This window comes from Parafrankia sp. Ea1.12 (genome assembly GCF_900465275.1).
GTDB lineage: Bacteria > Actinomycetota > Actinomycetes > Frankiales > Frankiaceae > Parafrankia > Parafrankia soli.
Window position 1 is genome coordinate 18,085 of the sequence record NZ_UBIZ01000310.1, and the last position, 20,363, is coordinate 38,447.

A 20,363-nucleotide genomic window follows, 5' to 3' on the forward strand; every position below is an offset into this window, starting at 1 on the left:
CCGTCAGGTTAAGCCCATCCGACGAACGCCCGAACAACAGGATGCGACCGCAAGACCGCCCCCGCCCAGTTCCCACACGCCCTGTCAGCGCGACGAGTTGGCCGGCTGCGCGGCGCGGCCGGGTCACCGGCACCGACCTGCTGACCCGCTTCGCCACCGGCGCCGCGCCGGTGGACGCCTTCGGGATCGGCGTCGACGCGCCGCCCGCGCACACCGGTCTCGCTCCTGACCGGCTGGCGACCTACGACGACGTCTCACAGGCAGCTATGCACGAGCAGTTCGCGCGCCGCCGCGTCTACGTCCACCTGCCCCGCCGGGCCTCGCTCGGACTCTCGCTCCTGGAGGCGACGCACCTGGGCATGCCGGTGGTCGCGCTCGCCGTCACCGAGGCCTACGAGGCGGTACCGCCCGGCGACGGGGCGCTGTCCACCAACCCGGGCACACCGGGAACGCGGCACGCGCCTTCGTCGCGGACCCGCAGCTCGCCCACGCCCACGGAGCGAAGGCCCGCCAGGCCGCGCTCGACCGGTACGGCCTCAACCGCTTCCTGCGGGACTGGGATGCCCTGCTCGGCGACGCCGCCACGGACCGCTGAGACCGCCCTGCGCCGACAGCGAGTTCCCGCGCCAGCTCCACACGCAGACTGTCTCGTCCCGGACGTCTGTCTCGACGCACGGGATACGAGACTCTCGACAATGCCGCCACGACACCTGGCGCGACGCGGAATACGCTCGTGAAATGCATCAGGGAAGTCAGCGACCCGAGGAGTTTCAGCCAGATTCCGTGGCTTCGCCAGGTCGAAAAAAGGGATCCTTCCAGGTAAACCCGGTAGAACAGATGCTGATATTGCTCGGCATAGAACAGGATTTTCCGGAGGAGGACCCACCGATAGCCCGGCCTCGGTAGTCAGTCGCTCCGCCGAGGCCGGTGGGCCCGTGGTCTCCGGGCCGGGCGGCGGGGCTCCGTCACCCGCGGTGGGACAGTCCGCCGAACACCTCATCAACCCACAGGTCTCGGAGCCAGGACATTCCGACGCTCAGGCGCCCGTGTCCCAGGCGAGCTGCGTGAGGTCGACGGCCTCGGACCCCGTGGGCCCTTCGAGGGCTGTGATCGTCGCCCAGCCCTGCCGGAGCAGGGCGACGTCGCTGCCCGGACCGGCCTCCTCCGAGGTCTCACTGAAGGTGGTGGTGAGGTAGCCGCGTCCCCGCTCACCGATCCGGGCCTGCACCGCCCCGAAGGAAGCCAGAGCCGCGGGCCGCACGCCGCGCAGCCGCCCGGGTGGCAGGTCAGGCACATTCACGTTGAGCACGAACGGCGGGCCGCGGTATGCCAGCAGCCAGGCGATGGCGCGGCCCGCGACCAGCGCCGGCGACTTCCAGTGGACGGGCTGCGCTGCGGCGCACGAGACGGCCAGCGCGGGCAGGTCGTGGGTGACCGCCGTGAGAGCCGCCCCGACCGTGCCGGAGTGCAGCACGGCCTGCCCCGTGTTCGGTCCGTGGTTGATGCCCGCGAGCACGACGTCGGGCGCCGGACCGAAAGCACCGCGGACACCCACAAAAACGATCAGAGCGGGAGAGGCGTGGACGGACAGAGCCGTCATACCTGGGACGCCGTCGAGCACGCGTTCCTCAATCAACAGGCGGCCCTGCGACTCCAGCGCGGACAGGGATGCGCTGCTCCCGCTCCGTTCGCCGTCCGGCGCCGCCACGGTCACCTCCAGACCGCACGCCACGGCGGTCCGGACAAGGGTGCGCAGACCACCGCTGTCGATACCGTCGTCGTTGGTGATCAGCGCGCGCATCAGTGGGTGACGTCTTCGCTGGCGGGACAGATGTCCACCCGGGCCGCCAGGCGTTCGATCAGGTCCCGTTCGCCGGTGGCGAGCCCGTGCCGGGTCGTGTTCAGCGCACCGGCCGCGGCCCCGAGGCGCAGCGCCTGGTCCATGTCCGCGCCGCGCGCCAGGGCGGCCGCGACACCTGCCGTCATCGAGTCACCCGCGCCGCGGTGGTCGAGCATGGTGAACCGGGGCGTGCGGACCTCGGCCGTGCGGTCGCCGACCAGCGCCAGCGCCGGCTGCTCCGCGCGAGACACGATCACCGTCTCGGCACCGGAACGGGCCAGCTCCCCCATGACCGCCCGCAGCTCGTCCGGGTCGTCGGAGCCGGCGTGCCCGTCCCGGACGAGATCGTCGTGGCTGACCTTGAGCACCGCGACCCCGCCCTCCAGCGCCGCCGTCAGGCACTCCCCCGACAGATCCGCCACCACCCGGGCACCCGCCCCCGTGAGGTCCGCCGCCAGCCGCCGGTAGGTGTCGACGGGAAGCACGCCCTCACCGTCAGGGCCGCCGAGAACCGCCACACCGGCGTCAAGCCCTTCGACCAACGCCGTGTCGTACAGCCCGTCGAGTTCGTGGCGGGTCAGCGGCGGTGCCGGAGCCGTCGCCACGACCTCGCGCCCTCCCGCGCGCCGGTCGTGCACATAGCCCCCGTTCTCGCCACCCACCGCGACCGGCCGCACGACGACACCGCTGCGTCCCAACAGGGTCGTGAGTACCTCGCCGGTCTCCCCGCCGAACGGTGCGCACAGCCGGGCCTCGACGTCCAGAACCATCATCAGGTGCGCGATCCACACCCCCTGACCGCCGGCGTGCAGGTGGATGTCGCTCGCCCCGTCCGGGCGCGCCTCGATCGTCACCGTCAGCAGCGGCGACGGGGCGAACACCATAACCCGCGGTGATCGGGATCGCTCCCCGCCGATCTTCCGTGGTTCCGGGCGCTTCATGACGGATGCCGTCACGCCCTGGCTGTTCCCGCCGGCCGGGCCCCGACACGCCCTGCCGACCACCGGTCGGCCGACCGCGCCCGATCAGGCCAGGAGAACTCGCGGCGCGGGGCGCAGGAAAACACCCAGACCTCGAGAAAGACCCGAACCACCATCCAAGGCTAATTCGGCCAGCATCCGGAAGAGAAGTCTCATCGTGGGCCGCGGGTTTGCGGCGGCTTCCGCCGGGCAGGGCGGCCACACGTAGGAATTTTCGTCGGCCGCCGCCATGAACCCGAGGAGCGGCCGACAGACCACATGTAGGTGTCATGCCACGCGACGACTCGGCGGATGCCGGCGGGCGAACGCGACAGATGGCTGGAAATGACGGACTCGCGGCTGTCGTCAGTCGTTCACTGGCGGAGTTCGGAACTCTCGTGGGGCAGGATCCCGAGCGGGTCACCGGGGCACGCCGGACGGACTCCGGATGGTCGTTGCTGGTCGATCTCACCGAGCTGGAGCGCATCCCGTCGACGACCAGCGTGCTCGCCACCTACCGGCTCGACGTCGACGAAAGGGGCTGCCTGGTGGGTTATGAGCGGCTGCGGAGGTTCGTACGCGGCGCCACCGACTGAGCGCGTACACGGCCGATATGGGTCGGTAAGCCGGAGACCCGGCACGGCGGAATTCGGAAGAACGTGAGTCATGACGGTCGATCGCGGTTCTCTTGCCGGTCCCCCGCGGTTGCGCGCGCTGAGCGGGCCGCGCTCGGACTCTCTCGCCGATGTACTGGAGAGAGTTCTCGACAAGGGAGTCGTGATCGTCGGCGACGTCGTCATCAGCGTCCTTGACGTCGAGTTGCTCACGCTCAAACTGCGGCTTTTCATCGCATCAGCCGACACCGCACGCGAAATGGGTCTGGACTGGTGGACCACCGACCCCTTCTACAGCCGTGAGGCGCGATCGCTGCAGCAGGAGAAGGAGCGGGAACTGCGCGACGAGACCATGCGGGCGCTCCATGAGGAGAACGAGGAACTGCGCTCCAGACTCGCCGTTCTCGAGAGTTCGGTGCGGGAGCGTCTCCCGTTCCGGGAGGCGGCCGCGGTCGAATCCCGGGCAGAGCCGTCCACCGGAGCCCCGGTGGAGGTGGCCGCCCGCCGCGACGAGCCGCGGCCGTTCTGGGCGCGGGACGCGGAACGGAGGCATGACGGTGGCCCCGGAAGACGCTGACTTCGGCAGCCTCGGCGAACTGGCGGTCCAGCTCGCACCTGGCGTCCTGGACGAAGCTGTGGCCGAAGCCCGCGAGGTCGCGCGTGGGCAACTCGCCCGACTCCTGGCGCGGGAGATCACCAGAGCCGCCTGCGAGCGGGGGGTGGCGAGCGCGACGTGCTCCTCGCCGGCGGGCGCGGGCCGACGGGAGCACAGTGAGCACCGCCAGGCCCACCGCGACGGCCCGGTGCCAGCCGGCCACGGCGGCCCCGGGCCAGGCAGCCGCGACGGGCAGTCGCCCGGGGGCGTCGAGCGGGCCCGGGCGCTCTACGCCTACGGGATCGTCCCCGCCGGTACCGACGTTTCGGGCCTGCCAGGCCTCGCCGAGGGAACGACTGTCTGTGCCGTCACTCGCGGCCAGGTCTCGCTCGTGGTCTCGGCCATCGACCCGGAGCTGCTGCGAGACGTCGAGGAGGACCTGTCGGAGACGGGACGTCTCGCCACCCTGGCCCGCGGCCACGATCAGGTCCTGCGGGAACTGCAGGATCTCGCGCCCGTGCTGCCGCTTCGGTTCGGAACCGTCCTCCCCGGCGAGAGCGAGGCAGCCGTCGTCCTCGACGATCCCGACACCGAGCTGCCGCGCGCCCTCGACGCGCTCCGCGACGCGCGCGAGTGGGGATTCCGGATCGACGCCGCGGGACCGACCGAACCCCCCGCGAGCGGCGTCCTCCGGTCCACCGGCGCGGGCGAGTCGACCAGGGCCACGCCCGCGCCGGCCCCGCCCTGCGCGGCGGGCGCCGCGGACGCGGGGAACACCGCTCGTCCGGGCGCGGGCACCGCGTACCTCTCGGCCCGCCGGGACGAGCTGCGTGAGGAGGAACGACGACGCGAGGAGACAGCCCGGCTGGTCGAGTGGACGCACCGGGAGCTGCTCGTCCACGCGCGTGACGTGGCCCGCCGTCCTGGCCGGCCGGACAGGGTCTTCGACTGCGCTTACCTCGTCGACCGCGGCGAAGAGGAGGGATTCCTCGACACGGCGGAGCGGCTGGGTCCGCCGCTGGAGGAGGCCGGGTACGTCGCCGCGGTGACCGGGCCGTGGCCGCCCTACTCCTTCGTCCATCTGACACTGGGCGGGGACGGCGGGAGCGGCTCCGACCGCGGGTCGGGTTCCGCCGAGGCGGGCCCGGCGGAAGCGCTCCGCGCGACAGCACCCCGTGCGACAGCGACCCGCGAGGGAACAACTCGCGTTGCGGCGGGAGCGGCGCCCGTCCGGTTCTCCGTCCCGACCGGGGATCGGCCGGGTGACGATCCAGAGTTCGAACCAGGTGAGGAGCGTGGCTGATCAGCAATTCGTCCCGACACCGCGGTACCGGGGCGGTGGCGTCGGTACCCGGCGGCGGCCGGGGGACCACCCGGGAGGGCGGCCCGCCCGCAACTCGGCGCAGCCGCTCGCGGACCTGCTGGACAGGCTGGTCGACACCGGCGCGGTCGTCAGCGGCGACGTGGTCGTCGCCCTCGCCGGCGTGGACCTTCTGAGGATCGATCTTCGTCTGCTTCTGGTGGGCGTCCAGACCGCACTCGAGGGAACCGGCGAGGTCTGGCCATGACGACCGCCGGGCGCGGTGACGACCGGCGCCTGCGGCTCGACGCGGACCCGCAGGACGTGGGGCGCGGGCTCGGCCAGCTCGTGGTGGTCGTCCTGGAACTGCTACGCGAGGTGCTGGAACGACAGGCCATCCGCCGGATGGAGGGCGGGGGGCTGACCGCCGCGCAGATCGACGACCTCGGCCACGCGCTGCTGGAGATTCGCGCCAGCCTGGTACAGGTCCGTGAGTCGCTGGGCCTGTCGGCGCAGGAGGCCGAAGCCGCCTTCGCGCGTGCCGGCCAGCTCCTGGCCGCGGACGACGACCGGGCCGCCCGCGGGCCGCAGGCCGCGGCACCGGAGTCCCGCGGGAAGCCGACCGACAAGGACATGTCCCGCCAGGAACAGGCCGGCCCGGGCAACGCCAGAACCAGGTCAGCCGTCCCGGAGGCGGGTGAATCCAGGGCAACCGTCCGGAGGCCGGGCCTCCGGGAGAAGGCGAGGACAGCGCCATGACCGTCGCCAGCTATCCCATGGGACGGGCGCCCAGGCCGAGCGGACTCGCCGACGTCCTCGACGTCGTACTCGACAAGGGCATCGTCATCGACGCCTACGTGCGCGTCGCCCTGGTGGGCATCGAGATCCTCACCATCGACGCGCGCATCGTGATCGCCAGCGTCGACACCTACCTCCGGTTCGCCGAAGCCGTGAACCGGCTGGACATCCAGCCCAAAGAACAGGTGGCAGGGCTGCCGGGGCTCATGCGCGAGGTCACCGAAAGCTCGTCCCGGCACCGTGTCAAGGGAGCCCTGGGCGGGATCAGGGAGACCGCCGAGGACGTCGCCGAGGCGCTGCGCGGATCGTCCTCCTCCGACCAGAACGGGCGCGGGATGCCTGCCGAGCGGTTCGCGCCCGCCGAGCGCCGCGGCGGCCGGGAGGGGTGAGCCATGCCTGTCGTGCTGTACGGAATCGTCCGGGCAGGCCATCCCCTCCCGGACCCGGACCCGGACCCGGCGCTCGGCATCGGCCATCCACCCGCGCCACTGCGGCTGGTGCGTTCGGGCCCCCTCGCCGCGGTCGTCAGCGGGACGGCGGACATCGGCGAGCTCGGGGAACAGGAGGCCGTCAGACACCTGGAGATCCTCCAGCGGCTGCTCGTCGACGGCCCGGTGCTGCCGGTACGGCTGGGAACCGTCGCGCCGGACGAGGACGCCGTCCGGACGGAGGTACTCGAACCGGTCCGTGACAGCCTTCCCGAGCAGCTGGACGCGATCGACGGCCTGGTCGAGCTGCATGTCGACGTCGAAGAGGCGGAACAGACCGAGCTCGCGGAGGCGGTGGCCGCCACCTCGCTGGCCCACGCCCCGCCCCCGGAGGACCTGGACGGCCGGATCCAGCTGGGGCAACAGATCGCGGAACTCGTCGTCGCGCGCCGCACGGAACAGGCGCGGGCGATTCTGGACGAGCTGCGCCCGCTGGCACACGCGGACCGGCCACGCAGGCACCACGGGGGGCCGGAGGATCCCGCTCTCAGCTGGGCGTTCCTCGTCCCCGCCGACGCACTGGCCGACTTCGACGCCGCTGTGGAGCGGATCCGGGCGACCCGGCCGCACCTGACCGTCGAGTACGTCGGACCGCTACCCGCGGTCGACTTCGTCGAGTTCCCCGCCCGAGTACTCACCGAAGCCCGCGAGGCCGCCGTGGACGGCGGCTCCTTCGGCGGGTCGGGCCGATGGGGCTGGGGCGAGGACAGAACCGGGTCCGACCGACCGAGCAGGGCCCGGGAGAGAGAGGAGCTTCGATGATCAACGTCAAATGTGCCCTGGCACTCGCGGGAGGTTATGTCCTCGGCCGGACGAGGAAGGCCAAGGCGGCCATCGGCCTCGGGCTGTGGATCTCCGGTCGCAACTATCACGCGAAGGACGTCGTGCGCGACCAGGTGGTCCGGCTGTTGCACTCCGCGGACGGCGAACAGCTGATCAACCAGATCAGGGGGCCGGCCACGGAAGCCGGCCGGCGCGCCGCGGTGGCCGTGTACGAGGCCCAGATCGATCGGCTCTCCGATGCGCTGACCAAGCGCACGGAACGGCTGACGGCGACGCTGGGCGACTCGGAGAAGGTTGTCCGGGACTCGGAGAAGGTTGTCCGGGAGGGAGCCGAGGCCGCCGTCGGAGGCCTCGTCGGTGCCGTGACGCCCGGTAAGCTCCGTGATCGCAAAGGCGGCGGTCAGCCGTCCTCGGAGCGCACCGACGAACGTGGCCCGAGCGGCAACGGCCCGGTCGACGAGGACCACGCCGAAACACAGAACGCCACCGGCCGCGACAGGACGGAAGCGGGCCGCGCGGCCGATCAGGACGACAGCGACGAGGGCGGGACGGAGCCGGCCGCCGAGCGGCGGGTCCCGGACAGGTCCGCCGGACCGCGCCGGGACACCAGCCGCGAACCACTCGAGCGGGCGGCGCAGGGATCCACCGGTGGAGGTGCGCGATGACCCGGACGACGGAGCAACCAGACGGCCTGGTCGGCGCCCTCCTGCGCAGTCCAGCGAGCAAGAGGCTCGCCGACCAGGCGGGAAACCTGGCGAAGGCGGGCGGCAGCCGGCTGGCCGGGCGGGTCGGTGAGCGACTCACCTCCAGCACGGACAAACTCAACGGTCTCAGCGACTCCGGTGGGCAGATCTCGTCCCTCGCCAAGGGTGCGGGAAGACTGGCCGAGGGCCAGTCTCCACTGAAGGCGGCGGCCGGGACGATCATGTCGAACGTCAAGGACAAGGTGAAGGGGGCCTTCGGCGCGGCCAAGGGCAAGGCCGGTGGGAAGAGCGGGCCACCCAAGGCGATGAACATCGAGGAGTCGGTGGACATCGGCGTCCCGGTGTCGGTCGCCTACGACCAGTGGACGCAGTACCCCGAGTTCGCCAAGTTCATGAAAGGCGTCGAGGCGGTCGAGACCAAGAGCGAGACCGATCAGAACTGGCGGGTCAAGGTCTTCAAGTCCCGGCGCAGCTGGCAGGCGAAGGTGACCGAGCAGGTCCCCGACCGCCGGATCGTCTGGACATCCGAGGGAGCGAAGGGCTCGGTCAAGGGCGCCGTCACCTTCCACCCGCTCGCCGACGACCTGACGCGCGTGCTGCTGGCGATGGAGTACTACCCCAGCGGGTTCATGGAGAAGACCGGCAACCTGTGGCGCGCCGGTGGGCGACGGGCCCGGCTGGATCTGAAGCACTTCCGCCGCTTCGTCATGTTCAGTGGGGAGGCCACCGGCTCCTGGCGGGGCGAAATCCGGGACGGAAAGGTCGTTCGCTCCCCGGACGAAGAGCAGTCCGAACCCCGCGAAACCCGGCGATCCGAACCCCGCGACACCCGGGAGGAGGCGCGGAGCTCGGAAACCACGCAGGCCGCACAGGACAGTGACGACCAGGGCGCGGCGACGTCCGGGGAATCCGAGGAATCCGAGGTGCGGGCCGGGTCGAAGTCCGACCAGCCCGCCGGTGCCGACGAGCCTGTCCGAGCCTGAGGCGGCCTCGTGGCCGGGCGTTACGGCCGTGTTCCGGGGCAGGCCTCTTGCGCAGGGCCACATCGTCGCGGACGTCTTCCGTCAGGTTCGAGTGACCTGGATCGTGGCCAGCGCTCGGTCAGCGGCGTCGGGCACGGCCATGCCCGCTGACACACCGCTGAGCAGGTAGCGCAGCACCGGTCCGGTGATGCGCTCACCCGGCAGTACCACCGGGACACCAGGCGGGTACGGGGTGAGTTGTTCGGCCGCGACCCGGCCCACCGCCAGCTCGGGTGGGACAGCTTCGGTGGGACCGAAGAAGGCGTCGCGCGGCAGATCGACCGTCTCCAGCTCCAACTCGGTGGGGTCCGGCACCTCGACCGGCGTCGGGCGCTCGAGGTCGGGCGCGGCGTCGACAAGCCGACGCAGCGCGGCCAGCAGACGCCGCCCACTGCGGGCGTCGTCGGCGAAGGTGAACTGTGCGCAGACCCGCCGGTGATCACACATCCCCATGTCCAGCTGGGCGTGCTGGCGTAGCCAGTCCGCGGCCTGATAGCCGCTGATCTCCAGCCCCGCGGTGTCGATGACGATCTGAAGGCGGTCCAGGTCATGGGACGCCTCAGCGCCGCACAGCTCGTCGGTCATGACGTGCAGCCCCGGCAGCTGCTCGATACGAGCACGTAAACCGTCGGCGAGATCGAGAGCGGCCCGCAGCAGGGTGGAGCCCTGTTCCACCATCTGCCGGCGCCAGCCGTCCATCGCCGCGTACAGCAGGACGTTGGGGCTGGTCGTGGCCAGCAGGTCGGCGCAGGCCCGCAGATGCCGGGGGTCGATGAGGTCGCCCTGCAGGTGGAAGACCGATCCCTGTTCGAAGCCGGCGCCCATCTTGTGCACGCTGACCACACAGACGTCCGCACCGGCGTCCATCGCCCACGTGGGAAGATCGCGGTGGAAGGGCAGGTGGGCACCCCACGCCTCATCCACGATCAGTGGACGGCCACGACGATGGCAGATCCCGGCGATCGCGGAGATATCGGCACACGTGCCACAGGGCGTCGGGCTGGTCACCAGCATGCCTGCCGCGTCCGGGTAACGCTCCCAAGCTGCCTCGACATCCCCCGGTGACGGTGGATGGGCCAGGTGCCGCCCGGCGTCCCACCGCGGACGCACCCAGCGCGGCCGCAGACCGGACAGGATCAGCCCGGCGATCACCGACTTGTGCGCATCACGCCCGACGAGGAGATCGCCTCGGCCACCCGCCACGGCAAGCATCGCCGCCTTGACCGACAGCGAACTGCCGCAGGTGGAGAAGAAAGTGTGTTCGGCCCCGACCGCGTCCGCCATCAGCTCCTCAGCTTCCGCGACGAACCCACCTGAGGTCTGCCGGTCGTCAAGCCCGGACGTCGCGAGGACATCACCGCGGAACGCGTCGTCTCCCAGGACCGCGCGGACCCTGAAGTCCGCGCCCCGGCCCTGCTTGTGCCCGGGCGGCGTGAACCCATAGCGACCGAGTCGGTGATAGTCAGCGAGCGCGTCCAGGATCGGTGTCTGTGCGTGATTCATCCCCCATCGATACCCACGACACGCATTGCTCACCCAAGTTCCGGCTCTCCCGATGTGGCCCGCTTAGCGACGGACGCCGGTTCGCCGGTTGATCTCGTTGGCGAATCTGGTGTTTGTGGACAGATTCTCGAACGGCGGATTCGCGGCGTCCTCCGTCGCGATCAGGTCGGGCTGATTCCCGAACCGGACGGGGGAAACCGGATCGGTGGTGTCAGCCCCGGCCATGGCCGGGGCTGCGTCTTCCGGCGGCATCATGGGCAGGGCTTCGTCTGGGCGGCCTGCGCCCCACTCGCCGGCGGACTCGCCAGACGGCGTTGCAACACGACTGCGCATGCGGGCAAGCCGCCCGACGGCAAATCCAGCCCAGAGCGCCGCCACCACGAGAAACGCGACCCTGCCATGAGCGTTCCCGCGAGCCTCCGGACGCTGGTGTGAAAACATCTTTTGCCTCTCGAGATCTTTAGTACCGACAGGAGGTCCCGACTCACGGATTCTCCCGAAACTTTCGGCTGCGCACCGAAAACAGCGGGAATCGTGTCCGGCCCGACCGCGCGCCGCTGACGCATGCCAGGAGAACATCCGCCTGTACCGTTCGCCCCGGCCTGGCCTCGCCGATCACAGGTACCAGGAACCGCCCGGCCGGCTGCGGCGTCATCGCAGAAGTTTTACCCGGCCGTTCCTGCACCTGCTCCGGCCGCTGCTGTCCCCTGTCCCTAAAACCTCGGGGCACCGGACGGGACGAGGAAGGGCCCCTCGCCGGCACGGCGGGGTTCGTCCCGCTGCGCCCCGTCGGCGGCGGCCCCGCGACGAGCAGAACCGACGGTCCGCGATGACGCTCCACCGCGGGTGACGAACCCGTCGACTACTTGATGACGGCGTCGATGGTCTTCTTGATCGCGCTTGGCTGGGCCGGGCTGTGTGGGGCCTTCTCCTTCGCCTCCAGCAGACGTTCCCCGATCTCGGACAGCTGCTTGCGACCGAGCTTCTCCCGGACCTTGGGGAACCAGCCCTCTTCCTCCTCCTCGATGTGGCGCGTCACGTTCTCGATCAGAACGGTCGTCTTGGCACTAAAACGTTCCGCGTCGGACGGAAGAGCGGCGAGTTCCACGGCCAGCAGGTCAGCCATGTGGTGCTCCTCATACGACTCGAGGATCTCGTCCCCCAGGTCGGGCAGAAGGCTCCGCACCTCCGGATACATGACCTCGTTCTCGATGTAGGTGTGCACGGTGAGCAGCTCGATGATCTTCTCGACGAGCTTGCCCTTTGCGGTGACGGCTCTGTCTCCCACCTGCTGGAACTGCTTGAAGGCGGCCTTGATGTCCTTGTGGTCGGCCTTCAGGAGCACGATCGCGTCCGTCGACATCGAGCTTCCTCCGAAATCTTGTCCTGGGTGGGCGCTCGTTGCGGCGCGTCCCCCCGACGCTGGCAGACAAACGCACGGCGGCGCTCAGGCTTCGCCTCGTCGCCGGCCCGAAACCCTCTGTTCACCGGTAAGCCTGCCCGGATACTCGACCGTTCACCCCGTGACGGGGGCACGATCCACGGCGAAGCGTGCACCCGACCCTGACTCGGCTGGTGCGGCTCACGGGTCCCTGATTCGGTCGTGGCGGGCGGGGGACCGTGAGGGACATGGCCCGCGACGCCTCCGGCGGCCCGGAGATCACCGCGAAAGACTTCCGGACCTGGTCGGCGACCGTGCTCGCGGCGGTCGCACTTGACCATGAGCGCGCCGCTGGCTCGTGAGAGGGCCTCCCCGAGCGCGCGCAGACGCGCCGTCACCCGGATGTGCAAGGAGGTCGGTCGACCTGGCCGCGCCAGGCTCCGGTCTCGCTGCCGCGGCTCTCGATGAACGCCTTGAACCGCTTCAGATCGGCCTTCACCCGCCGCGGGAGGTCGCCAGAGACCTCGACATACCCGGCCGTTCAACCATCCGGAAAGAGCCGCCGTCCTTGCTTCCGGCGGTCCCACCACACGTGAAGCCGCACGACTCCCTGGTTGAGCTCTGCGCTGAGACCGCCGGCGGACGAACGCCATCCCCGGCCGTCTCGTCATGTCCACCGCCTCGTCATGTCCACCGCGCCGGCGCCAGGACAGCCCAGCAGGACGACATGCGTCAGGAAGGTGGGCAGGCGCCGCCTTCGTCACCGACCGCCCGCCCGATGCCGGAGGACGCCATTGCCGCACCTCCCGCATCACGGCTGATGCGTCCGTTCTGACCCAGGTCTGTTCGAAAGCCGCCGGAAGCAAACGGGAACGTGTGCCGGGCCTTGGCACGGGTACGCGTCCGTTGCACGCCACCCGGCGCCAGCGGCTCGCCGGCAAGCGCCGATGCCGGTGGCGAGCGGCTGCTGCATCGCAGCTGGCCAGGTCGTGAAGCGTGCGAGAAGAGGTCGACATGCGCGGATCCGAACGGCTGCTCGATCGGCTTGAGCGAGAGCAGAGGCTTGATGCCCCTGCGGAGGCAGTCTCGGGCTTCTGGTCGGCGGCGCTGCGCTCCGAGCGGTTGCGCGATGTGCTCAGCGGCCGGCAGCTCGGGCATCCGCTGCATCCCGCGGCGATCCTCGTCCCGGCGGGGACGCTGCTGAGCGCGACGATGCTGGACACCACTGGTGGCGCCGCCCTCCGCCCGGCCGCGCGACGGCTCGTCGGACTCGGCCTGCTGTCAGCCGGACCGGCCGCGCTCGCCGGGTGGTCGGACTGGCTCGACACGAAGGGCGCCGAGCGCCGGGTCGGGCTCGTCCACGCCGCTTCCAACGTGGTGGGACTCGCAAGCTACGCGATCTCATGGCGCCAGCGTCGTCGCGGCGCGCGTGGGCTGGCCGCCAGTCTCGCGGGTGCGGCCGCCCTCGGCCTCGGCGGCTGGTTGGGTGGTCACCTCGCCTACGCGCTGGGGGTGGGGGTGGACACCACCGCGTTCCAGCGGGGGCCGGCCGAGTGGACGGACGTGCTGGCGGCCAGCGAGGTCACCACGGAACTGCGGCAGGTCGAGATCGATGGGGTGCCGGTGTTGCTGACCAGGGTCGACGGTCAGGTCGTCGCGATCAGTGACCGCTGTACCCACCGGGGAGGCCCGCTGCACGAGGGCGAGCGCACCGGCGGCTGCGTGCGCTGTCCCTGGCACGGAAGCCAGTTCGAGTTGGCCTCCGGCGAGGTCGTCCAGGGCCCCGCCACCCGTCCGCAGCCGGTCTACGAGGTCCGCGAGACCGGCGGGCGGGTCGAACTCCGCCGCTCGGAGGTCCGGACGCTACGCGCCAACCCCGTCGGACCGTCGCCCAGCCCGGACGCACGGCTCCGGATCTCGGCCGAAGGCCAGGCGGTGACCAGCGCGGCCATGCATCGCACGACCCAGCACATATAACGAACCACACCCCCCGGGTGGGAGACCCGAGCGCCCGTCGCGGTCCGGCCCTCCCGCCGGATCGGCATGCTGGTGACACCTGCCCAAAGGTCTAGAACGCCTCGCAGACCGGCGCTGTCGATGCCGTCGTCGTCGGTGATCAGCGCGCGCAGGCGAGGACTGCGCCGTCCGCGAAGGCGGGACGGTTTCGCGGACGGCGCCGCGGGGAGGGCGATGACGGAAGGAGCAGCTGACGGCGCATGGCCGCCACCGAGGCCGAGATCCGGGTGTCGGGACACCCCACAGGCCCGCTCGGAGCGGGCTGCTGATGGGAGAGGTGAAGCTGTTGAAGCAGGACGAGATCGTCTCCGCCGTTCGCGGGACCGCCCGGATAGACAGCGTCGAGCACGCCGAGGCCGCCGTGCGGGCGACTCTGTCGGTACTCGGCGAGCGGTTGTCCGGCGGGGAGACCAAGGACCTGGCCTCCCAGCTCCCGTCGCCGTTCGCCCAGGCGCTGCCGCCAGCCGGCCGTGGCGAACGGTTCGGGCTCGACGAGTTCTATCGGCGCGTCGCCGAGCGGGAAGGCGAGGGCTGCGACGAGGCGCATGCCCGCCAGCATGCCCGGGCGGTGGTCGCGGCGCTGAAGGCGTCGATCAGTCCGGACGAGTTCGAGGACGTCGCTGGGCAGCTCCCCAGCGACTACGCCGACCTGTTGGGCCGCGAGCCGGTCATCCACTACTGACCACGGACCGCACGCCGCTGTGCGCTACTCGAATCGGAGAGGCCTGCCGTGCTCGCGGCGGTGCGTATCGCAGCACGGTTCCCGTCGAACTCGTGCTGTCGCACTGTGACGTCTCCGTCCGCTGCGATCGCGACGAACACCTCGCCGAGCCGGAGCGCTTGCACCCGCGGCTTCTTCTTTGGTTCTCACAAACTATGGAGAATCACGCGGTGGCCGCCCCCACTTCACGCCACGCCGTATCTACGCATAGAGACCACACGGCGATCGCTGCTGACGCCCTGTCAGAGTTGATCAGGTAAGCGCGATCAGTGCGCCGACGGCGAAGGCGGCTGCCGCCAGCCACGCCAGGGTGGGGAACGCGCGAGCCCAGCGCGGTGGCGCTGCCGTCTTGACCGGGGCCGGGACGGCGGCTGGTCCGGGTCCCACCGGGCGCAGCCGCCCGGCTGCCAGCGGGCCGCCGCCGGCCAACACGGTCGCCATGTCGCCGACGTCGCGACCCGGTCCGGGCTGGGCTGGTGGTCTGGCCGCCGAGCGTTGCGGGACGAGCACCAGTTCCGGGCCGTCGGCCGCGCCGAGCCGCACTCGGACCTCGTCGAACTGGACGCGCACGGTCGCGGTCCGCCGCCCGTCGCACCACATGCCGTTGGTGCTGAGGTCACGCACCGTCCACCCGTCCCCGCTGGGTTCGAGCTCGACGTGTCGCCGCGACACCCGGCTGTCGGCGACGACGACGTCCGCGTCCCGCCCACGCCCGACGACGGCCAGTCGTTCGCCGGGCAGTATCACCTGGGTGGAGGGCGTCCGGACACGCAGCGGTACCGGGCTCATCGGTTCCCCATTTCTTCGGTCGGCAGGTCGGGCCGGTCAGGCCGGTCAGGGCCGGTTGTTCGAGGTCAGGCGGTGAACACGGTGTCGTCCTGGACGACGACAGCCACCGGCGCCAGCGGGGCCTTCGCCGGACCGGCCACCGGTGCCCCGGTCGCCGTGTCGAACCTGCTCCCGTGGCACGGGCAGTTGATCGTGCCGCCCGCCACCGAGCCGACGGTGCAACCCTGGTGGGTGCAGACGGCCGAGAACGCGAGCACCTCGTCGCCGGCACTGCGCGTGAGCACGACGCCGACGTCGTCAAGAACCAGGCCACCGCCGGTCGGCACCTCGGCGAGGCCGGCAAGGCGCTGCCCGCCCCCCGCCCCGGCGCCGCCACCGCCGTTCGCGGCCGCCGTCGCCGGTTTCGGCTCGGCCGCGTCGCTGCCGCTCGCGACGACGTAGCCAGCGACGCCGGCGACCACAGCCACCAGGCCGGGTACGGCCCGGCGCGACAGCATCCCCGCCGGGGCCGCCGGGTGTGCCGCTTCTGACATGGTGCCCTCCGTGTTCGGTTGTCCGACGACCCACCTGAACGCCGAACGATGATCGAGATGACTCGGCTGATCGAGATGGCTCGGTTAGACGTGCGGGATGCCCGAGCGCGTGAAGAACCACAGTGACGCCGTCAGCCACAGCACGACGAGGGCGGTGAGCACGGCGGAGCCGAGCACCGGCAGTGCCCATCCGGGCAGCCCTTTCGTCCGCAGGCCGATCATCTTCGCCGCGTAGGCGCCGTAGAACGTGCATCCGGCGAGGCTGTGCAGGAACACCCGCGAGTCCGCCGTGGCGAAACCGAGTGACCAGATGCAGTGAAACGCCACCGGCAACGTGAAGATGAACGCCGCGCTACCGCTCCACCGGTGCAGGATCGCCGCCCACGCCGGAGCCGACCCGGCACCGGGCAGTCGGCCCCACATCCACAGTGCCGTGGTCAGTTGCACCACGAGCAGCAGCGCGGCGGCCGTGGTGAACCAGGCTTTCATCGGCAGCGGGCCGGAGAAACCGAGCGTGTACAACGGCCGGCCGGCCGGATCGTGCGTCTTTGCGTACACCCCGAGTGAGACGGCTACCGCGGCGCCGACGAGCAACACGCCGGCGATCCCGATACCGCCCGTCGCCGGTCGAGCCCGTTCACTGGCCGTCGTCATGATCAGCCTCCATTGACGCCCTGATTCACACGGTCCTGGTTCCCACGGTGCCGTGGGAACCAGGACAAACCTGTCGTGCCGGGACAGCGCGAAAACATCGGGGGAACCCCTGGCACGGACAAGGCACGCCGGTCGTCCGATCAGGGGATCGGCACCTCGGCGACGTGCACCACCTCGGTCCGCGACGTCAGGTACGCCGGCAGGTAGCCGAGTGCGGCGCTGGCGTCCGCGGCCTCCACCGTCCAGAAGATCGTGTGCCGGGCGTCGGCGGCCTGGCCGTTCCTGCCGCAGGAGGCGAGCGCCCGGCCGTGGCGCAACGGGCTGTCGAACCCGCGCCAGGCCGCGAACGCGAACCGGCATTCGGCCGGCTCATGTCGGTGACACAGGATGTAGGTCGCCATGAACAACAGCGTGGCGCCGGCGACGCGACCGGGTACATCAGGGAACCTCCTAGGTCCCGACCATCTCGGGCCTGTCGCACCGACGACCCGGGTACTGGATCGCTGGCCGGCAGGGACGACAATCGCCCGATGGGGGAACGGGGTTCGCTGGTCGGGCGTGACCGGGAAATGGCCGCGGTGGGCGCCGCGTTGGACCGGCTCGCCTCGGCGCGGCGCCGGCCAGGTTTCGACTGGATGGAGATCCGTGGCGAGCCCGGCATCGGTAAGAGCCGCCTGATCGGCGAACTCACCGAGCTTGCCGACGCCCGTGGCCATCTCGTACTGCGGGGCCACGGCGCCGAGCTCGAACAGGACATTCCGTTCAACGCCCTCGTCGATGCGCTCGACGACTACCTCGGCGCGGTGGATCCGGCGCGGTTGCGCCAGCTCGGCGCTGACCGGCTCGACGAGCTGGCCGCCGTGTTCCCGGCGTTGCGCTCGCTCGGGACCGTGCCGACCGGCAACACCTCCGAGATGCAGCGCTGGCAGACCTACCGGGCGGCACGAGCGCTCCTCGAGCTGCTCGCTGCCGACCGGCCGCTGGTGCTGGCCCTGGACGACCTGCACTGGGCCGACACCGCGTCGGTCGAGCTCGTCGCTCACCTGCTCCGCCGGCCGCCGAAGGCGCGGGTGCTGCTGGTCGTCGCGGTGCGGCCCCGCCAGGTGCCGAAGGCGCTGGCCGCGGCGTTGTCGGCCGCGGAGGCGTCCGCCGTTGTCGCGGCCACCGACGGCCAGGCCGGGACGAACTCACACGCGACCGTGGGCGTTCGACTGGAGCTTGCCCCGCTGTCGCCCGAGGACAGCGACTCGCTGATCAGTCCGGTGACCCGTGACCCGGCTGTCCGGCGTCGCTGGTATCGGGAGAGCGGCGGTAACCCGTTCTACCTCGAACAGCTTGCCCGCACCCGCACCCGCACCCGCCCGCTGTCCGCAGCTGCCGGGCCGTCCTCCGTACCGCCGGCGTCGGCGGCCTCGACCGGCCTCGACGGACCGGACGACGTGCCGCCGGCGGTGACGGCGGCGGTCGGCGCCGAGATCGCACAGCTGCCCGAGGTCGTACGGCGGTTCGCGCAGGGCGCTGCTGTCGCCGGCGAGGTGTTCGAGCCGGACCTGGCCGCCGAGGCCGCCGCGCTCCCCGAAACCGACGCCTTCGAAGCACTCGACGCGCTGGTCGCGGCGGACGTGGTGCGACCGACCGAGATGCCGCGCCGGTTCACGTTCCGGCATCCGATCGTGCGCCACGCCATCTACATGTCCGCCGGGCCGGGCTGGCGGATCGCCGCTCACGCACGAGCGGCTGATGCGCTCGCCGCCCGAGGCGCCGCGGCCACCGCCCGAGCCCACCACGTCGAGCGTGCCGCCCGTCCCGGCGACGAGGCCGCGATCGCGCTGCTGACCAAAGCGGCCGCGGCCAGCCGGCTACGCGCGCCGGCAGCCGCCGCGCACTGGTACGCCGCCGCGCTCAGACTGTTACCGGGCGGTGAGTCGAGCCCCGGCCAAAGTGCCGACGTCGACGTGGACGCGGACGGCGGGTTGCGGCGACTGGAGCTGCTGTCCCGGCTGGCTGCCGCACTCGACGCGAGTTACCAGCCGCAGCAGGCCCGCGTGGTACTCGACGAGATCATGGGTCTGATTCCGCGGGAATTCGGTGCCGAGCGGGCTCATCTCGTCGCGCTGCGCTCGGCGGTCGACCACGTGCTGGGCCGGCACGGCGAGGCGCGTGCCCTGGTGTTGGACGCCGTGGCGAGCGCCGAACCGGGCACCCGAGAGAGCTGTCTGCTGCGGCTTCAGCTTGCCATCGACCATTTCTACACCGGTGAATACGATGGGATGCGCCGCTGGCAGCAGGAAGCGCACGCGCTCGCTGGCACGCTCGACGACGCCCCGCTGCTGGCCGCCTCGGCCGGACTGCTGGCGGGTGCCGAATACATGGTCGGTGACGTCCCGGCCGCGATCGCCGAGGCCGCCGGCGCGGCACGCCGCTACGACCTGCTCTCGGACGACCAGGTCACCCCGCACCTCGACAAGCTCGCGTGGCTGGGCTGGACCGAGGCGTTCCTCGAACGGTTCACCGACGCGCTACGCCACCTCGACCGGGTCGACGCGCTGGCGCTGCGCAACGGCCGGGGCAGCATCGGCACACTGACGGCAGTCGCACGGTCGCTGGTCCTGACATTGCGGGGACGGTTGCCGGAGGCCTCGGCGGCGGCCGAAGCCGCGGTGGAGGCGTGCCTGCTCACCCCGCACCTGCCCTTCCTGTCCTGGGCGCTGGCGGCGCGGTGTGCCGCGGCGACGCTGGCGGGGGACCTCCCCGAGGCGCTGCGGTCGGGCGCGCAGGGAGCGCGGGCGGCCAACCCGGAGACTGACGCCGTCTCCGTGATGGCCGGTTCCTATTTCGCGGAGGCGCTGGTCGAGGCCGGTGAGCCCGACCGCGCCGTCGATGAACTACTGGGTGCGGCCGGCGGCGCCGAGCTGCCGCGCATCGAAGCTCCCATTCGGCCGTACTGGTACGAGGTGCTCACGCGGGCCGAACTGGCTCGCGGGATGCCGGAGGCGGCCGCCGGCTGGGCGGTGCTCGCCGAGCGGACGGCCGCCGACGCCGGCGGTGGGCTCGCGGGACGGAAGGCCTCGGCGATGCGAGCGAGAGCAGCCGTCGAGTTCGCCAGGGGACAGTCGTCGGCCGCCGCCGCGTCGGCGCTGGCCTCAGCCGCCGAGGCCGAGCGGGCCGGCCTGCCGATCGAGCTCGGCCGGTCGCTGATCGTGGCTGGGCGGGCGCTGGCCGCCGACGGGCAGAACGCGCGGGCGGTCAGCGAGCTGCGCCGGGCCGAGGCCCGACTCGACGCATGCGGTGCCAACCGTCCCCGGGACGAGGCGGCCCGGCTGCTGCGCCAGCTCGGCGAGCGGGTGTCCCGGGGCGGTCGACCGTCGACGCGGACCCAGGCCCGGGCCGCTCAGACCCTGGCTCATCACCAGACCCAGGCGGTCGTCCTCAGCGTGGCAGCCGGCACGCTCAGCACCCGAGAACGTCAGGTCGCCGAGCTGGTCGCCGCCGGCCAGACGAACCGCCAGATCGCCGCCGCGCTGTTCGTCAGCGAGAAGACCGTCGAGAGCCATCTGACGAAGGTGCTCGCCAAGCTCGGCGTCCCCACCCGAGCCGGCGTCGGTTCCGCGCTCCGTTCCTGACCGGCCCATTCACGAACCACTGCGTGGCGCTGGCCGGCAC

23 protein-coding genes and 2 pseudogenes are annotated in these 20,363 nt (G+C 71.5%); 14 read left to right on the forward strand and 11 right to left on the reverse strand.

Annotated features, from left to right (window positions below; all coding sequences use genetic code 11):
* Positions 1-41: 41 nt before the first annotated feature.
* A complete protein-coding gene (locus tag FMEAI12_RS16600) occupies positions 42-737 on the forward strand; it encodes a glycosyltransferase (RefSeq protein WP_200835310.1) in 696 nt (231 codons plus the stop codon).
* A gap of 299 nt (positions 738-1,036) precedes the next feature.
* Here FMEAI12_RS16600 and surE read toward each other — a convergent pair whose 3' ends face one another.
* Positions 1,037-1,801, reverse strand: coding sequence for a 5'/3'-nucleotidase SurE (gene surE, locus FMEAI12_RS16605; RefSeq protein ID WP_071064231.1), 765 nt, complete (start codon positions 1,799-1,801; stop codon positions 1,037-1,039).
* A complete protein-coding gene (locus FMEAI12_RS16610; RefSeq protein WP_083391057.1) occupies positions 1,801-2,724 on the reverse strand; it encodes a PfkB family carbohydrate kinase in 924 nt (307 codons plus the stop codon). Before FMEAI12_RS16610 ends, surE begins: the two co-directional genes overlap by 1 nt.
* A gap of 410 nt (positions 2,725-3,134) precedes the next feature.
* Between FMEAI12_RS16610 and gvpO the strand changes: the two genes are divergently transcribed.
* From gvpO to FMEAI12_RS16655, 9 genes are all read left to right on the forward strand, one after another.
* Positions 3,135-3,395 carry a gas vesicle protein GvpO gene (gene gvpO, locus FMEAI12_RS16615; RefSeq protein ID WP_083788288.1) on the forward strand — a complete coding sequence of 87 codons (261 nt, stop codon included), beginning with the start codon at positions 3,135-3,137 and terminating at the stop codon, positions 3,393-3,395.
* Positions 3,396-3,465: 70 nt separating this feature from the next.
* Positions 3,466-3,990, forward strand: a complete 525-nt coding sequence (gene gvpJ / locus FMEAI12_RS16620) for a gas vesicle protein (protein ID WP_112106746.1) — start codon at positions 3,466-3,468, stop codon at positions 3,988-3,990.
* A complete protein-coding gene (locus tag FMEAI12_RS16625; protein WP_235014071.1) occupies positions 3,965-5,311 on the forward strand; it encodes a GvpL/GvpF family gas vesicle protein in 1,347 nt (448 codons plus the stop codon). Before gvpJ ends, FMEAI12_RS16625 begins: the two co-directional genes overlap by 26 nt.
* Positions 5,304-5,576, forward strand: a complete 273-nt coding sequence (locus tag FMEAI12_RS16630) for a gas vesicle protein (protein ID WP_112106747.1) — start codon at positions 5,304-5,306, stop codon at positions 5,574-5,576. The genes FMEAI12_RS16625 and FMEAI12_RS16630 overlap by 8 nt, the downstream gene beginning before the upstream one ends.
* Positions 5,573-6,067 (forward strand): gas vesicle protein K, encoded by a 495-nt coding sequence (locus FMEAI12_RS16635; RefSeq protein ID WP_112106748.1) that lies wholly within the window; start codon positions 5,573-5,575, stop codon positions 6,065-6,067. Before FMEAI12_RS16630 ends, FMEAI12_RS16635 begins: the two co-directional genes overlap by 4 nt.
* Positions 6,064-6,495, forward strand: a complete 432-nt coding sequence (locus tag FMEAI12_RS16640; RefSeq protein WP_112106749.1) for a gas vesicle structural protein GvpA — start codon at positions 6,064-6,066, stop codon at positions 6,493-6,495. The genes FMEAI12_RS16635 and FMEAI12_RS16640 overlap by 4 nt, the downstream gene beginning before the upstream one ends.
* A 3-nt stretch (positions 6,496-6,498) precedes the next feature.
* Entirely contained in the window at positions 6,499-7,356 is an 858-nt protein-coding gene (locus FMEAI12_RS16645; RefSeq protein WP_112106750.1) for a GvpL/GvpF family gas vesicle protein, read from the forward strand.
* Entirely contained in the window at positions 7,353-8,042 is a 690-nt protein-coding gene (locus tag FMEAI12_RS16650; RefSeq protein ID WP_112106751.1) for a hypothetical protein, read from the forward strand. The genes FMEAI12_RS16645 and FMEAI12_RS16650 overlap by 4 nt, the downstream gene beginning before the upstream one ends.
* On the forward strand, positions 8,039-9,064 hold the full coding sequence (locus tag FMEAI12_RS16655; RefSeq protein WP_112106752.1) for an SRPBCC family protein: 1,026 nt from the start codon (positions 8,039-8,041) through the stop codon (positions 9,062-9,064). Before FMEAI12_RS16650 ends, FMEAI12_RS16655 begins: the two co-directional genes overlap by 4 nt.
* A gap of 81 nt (positions 9,065-9,145) precedes the next feature.
* On the opposite strand, the gene FMEAI12_RS16660 is transcribed toward FMEAI12_RS16655, so the two are convergent.
* From FMEAI12_RS16660 to FMEAI12_RS16670, 3 genes are all read right to left on the reverse strand, one after another.
* Positions 9,146-10,606, reverse strand: a complete 1,461-nt coding sequence (locus FMEAI12_RS16660; protein WP_112106753.1) for an aminotransferase class I/II-fold pyridoxal phosphate-dependent enzyme — start codon at positions 10,604-10,606, stop codon at positions 9,146-9,148.
* A gap of 63 nt (positions 10,607-10,669) precedes the next feature.
* Positions 10,670-10,987 (reverse strand): hypothetical protein, encoded by a 318-nt coding sequence (locus tag FMEAI12_RS36235; RefSeq protein WP_131627578.1) that lies wholly within the window; start codon positions 10,985-10,987, stop codon positions 10,670-10,672.
* A gap of 481 nt (positions 10,988-11,468) precedes the next feature.
* On the reverse strand, positions 11,469-11,969 hold the full coding sequence (locus FMEAI12_RS16670) for a hemerythrin domain-containing protein (protein WP_112106754.1): 501 nt from the start codon (positions 11,967-11,969) through the stop codon (positions 11,469-11,471).
* A 272-nt stretch (positions 11,970-12,241) separates the two neighbouring features.
* Here FMEAI12_RS16670 and FMEAI12_RS39965 point away from each other — a divergent pair.
* Positions 12,242-12,346, forward strand: a pseudogene (locus FMEAI12_RS39965) (DNA topoisomerase IB); the annotation flags it as partial.
* Between the two features lie 35 nt (positions 12,347-12,381).
* On the opposite strand, the pseudogene FMEAI12_RS39970 reads toward FMEAI12_RS39965, so the two are convergent.
* Positions 12,382-12,522 (reverse strand): annotated as a pseudogene (locus tag FMEAI12_RS39970) (cyclase); the annotation flags it as partial.
* A 479-nt stretch (positions 12,523-13,001) separates the two neighbouring features.
* Here FMEAI12_RS39970 and FMEAI12_RS16680 point away from each other — a divergent pair.
* Positions 13,002-13,964, forward strand: coding sequence for a Rieske (2Fe-2S) protein (locus tag FMEAI12_RS16680; RefSeq protein ID WP_112106755.1), 963 nt, complete (start codon positions 13,002-13,004; stop codon positions 13,962-13,964).
* Positions 13,965-14,271: 307 nt separating this feature from the next.
* A complete protein-coding gene (locus tag FMEAI12_RS16685) occupies positions 14,272-14,685 on the forward strand; it encodes a DUF2267 domain-containing protein (RefSeq protein WP_020461522.1) in 414 nt (137 codons plus the stop codon).
* On the opposite strand, the gene FMEAI12_RS39975 is transcribed toward FMEAI12_RS16685, so the two are convergent.
* The 5 genes from FMEAI12_RS39975 to FMEAI12_RS16710 form a co-directional block, all read right to left on the reverse strand.
* Positions 14,679-14,849, reverse strand: coding sequence for a CinA family protein (locus FMEAI12_RS39975; RefSeq protein WP_112106756.1), 171 nt, complete (start codon positions 14,847-14,849; stop codon positions 14,679-14,681). The two genes, FMEAI12_RS16685 and FMEAI12_RS39975, sit on opposite strands and share 7 nt — an antisense overlap.
* A gap of 127 nt (positions 14,850-14,976) precedes the next feature.
* The gene (locus tag FMEAI12_RS16695) at positions 14,977-15,513 is read right to left on the reverse strand and encodes an FHA domain-containing protein (protein ID WP_071064254.1); all 537 of its coding nucleotides are present in this window, start codon (positions 15,511-15,513) and stop codon (positions 14,977-14,979) included.
* A gap of 65 nt (positions 15,514-15,578) precedes the next feature.
* Positions 15,579-16,046 (reverse strand): Rieske (2Fe-2S) protein, encoded by a 468-nt coding sequence (locus FMEAI12_RS16700; protein WP_112106757.1) that lies wholly within the window; start codon positions 16,044-16,046, stop codon positions 15,579-15,581.
* Positions 16,047-16,130: 84 nt separating this feature from the next.
* The gene (locus tag FMEAI12_RS16705; protein WP_112106758.1) at positions 16,131-16,700 is read right to left on the reverse strand and encodes a DUF6529 family protein; all 570 of its coding nucleotides are present in this window, start codon (positions 16,698-16,700) and stop codon (positions 16,131-16,133) included.
* A 140-nt stretch (positions 16,701-16,840) separates the two neighbouring features.
* Positions 16,841-17,101, reverse strand: coding sequence for a hypothetical protein (locus FMEAI12_RS16710; RefSeq protein ID WP_071064261.1), 261 nt, complete (start codon positions 17,099-17,101; stop codon positions 16,841-16,843).
* 129 nt (positions 17,102-17,230) lie between these two features.
* Here FMEAI12_RS16710 and FMEAI12_RS16715 point away from each other — a divergent pair, with 129 nt between their 5' ends.
* Complete coding sequence (locus FMEAI12_RS16715) at positions 17,231-20,323, forward strand: AAA family ATPase (protein WP_112106759.1); 3,093 nt, start codon at positions 17,231-17,233, stop codon at positions 20,321-20,323.
* Positions 20,324-20,363: the final 40 nt, after the last annotated feature.

Coding starts and splice junctions, on each gene's coding strand:
- FMEAI12_RS16600 (WP_200835310.1), top strand. CDS start 42: ATGCGACCGCAAGACCGCCCCCGCCCAGTTCCCACACGCCCTGTCAGC.
- surE (WP_071064231.1), bottom strand. CDS start 1,801: ATGCGCGCGCTGATCACCAACGACGACGGTATCGACAGCGGTGGTCTG.
- FMEAI12_RS16610 (WP_083391057.1), bottom strand. CDS start 2,724: ATGGTGTTCGCCCCGTCGCCGCTGCTGACGGTGACGATCGAGGCGCGC.
- gvpO (WP_083788288.1), top strand. CDS start 3,135: ATGGCTGGAAATGACGGACTCGCGGCTGTCGTCAGTCGTTCACTGGCG.
- gvpJ (WP_112106746.1), top strand. CDS start 3,466: ATGACGGTCGATCGCGGTTCTCTTGCCGGTCCCCCGCGGTTGCGCGCG.
- FMEAI12_RS16625 (WP_235014071.1), top strand. CDS start 3,965: ATGACGGTGGCCCCGGAAGACGCTGACTTCGGCAGCCTCGGCGAACTG.
- FMEAI12_RS16635 (WP_112106748.1), top strand. CDS start 5,573: ATGACGACCGCCGGGCGCGGTGACGACCGGCGCCTGCGGCTCGACGCG.
- FMEAI12_RS16640 (WP_112106749.1), top strand. CDS start 6,064: ATGACCGTCGCCAGCTATCCCATGGGACGGGCGCCCAGGCCGAGCGGA.
- FMEAI12_RS16645 (WP_112106750.1), top strand. CDS start 6,499: ATGCCTGTCGTGCTGTACGGAATCGTCCGGGCAGGCCATCCCCTCCCG.
- FMEAI12_RS16650 (WP_112106751.1), top strand. CDS start 7,353: ATGATCAACGTCAAATGTGCCCTGGCACTCGCGGGAGGTTATGTCCTC.
- FMEAI12_RS16655 (WP_112106752.1), top strand. CDS start 8,039: ATGACCCGGACGACGGAGCAACCAGACGGCCTGGTCGGCGCCCTCCTG.
- FMEAI12_RS16660 (WP_112106753.1), bottom strand. CDS start 10,606: ATGAATCACGCACAGACACCGATCCTGGACGCGCTCGCTGACTATCAC.
- FMEAI12_RS16670 (WP_112106754.1), bottom strand. CDS start 11,969: ATGTCGACGGACGCGATCGTGCTCCTGAAGGCCGACCACAAGGACATC.
- FMEAI12_RS16680 (WP_112106755.1), top strand. CDS start 13,002: ATGCGCGGATCCGAACGGCTGCTCGATCGGCTTGAGCGAGAGCAGAGG.
- FMEAI12_RS16685 (WP_020461522.1), top strand. CDS start 14,272: ATGGGAGAGGTGAAGCTGTTGAAGCAGGACGAGATCGTCTCCGCCGTT.
- FMEAI12_RS16695 (WP_071064254.1), bottom strand. CDS start 15,513: ATGAGCCCGGTACCGCTGCGTGTCCGGACGCCCTCCACCCAGGTGATA.
- FMEAI12_RS16700 (WP_112106757.1), bottom strand. CDS start 16,046: ATGTCAGAAGCGGCACACCCGGCGGCCCCGGCGGGGATGCTGTCGCGC.
- FMEAI12_RS16705 (WP_112106758.1), bottom strand. CDS start 16,700: ATGACGACGGCCAGTGAACGGGCTCGACCGGCGACGGGCGGTATCGGG.
- FMEAI12_RS16710 (WP_071064261.1), bottom strand. CDS start 17,101: ATGGCGACCTACATCCTGTGTCACCGACATGAGCCGGCCGAATGCCGG.
- FMEAI12_RS16715 (WP_112106759.1), top strand. CDS start 17,231: ATGGGGGAACGGGGTTCGCTGGTCGGGCGTGACCGGGAAATGGCCGCG.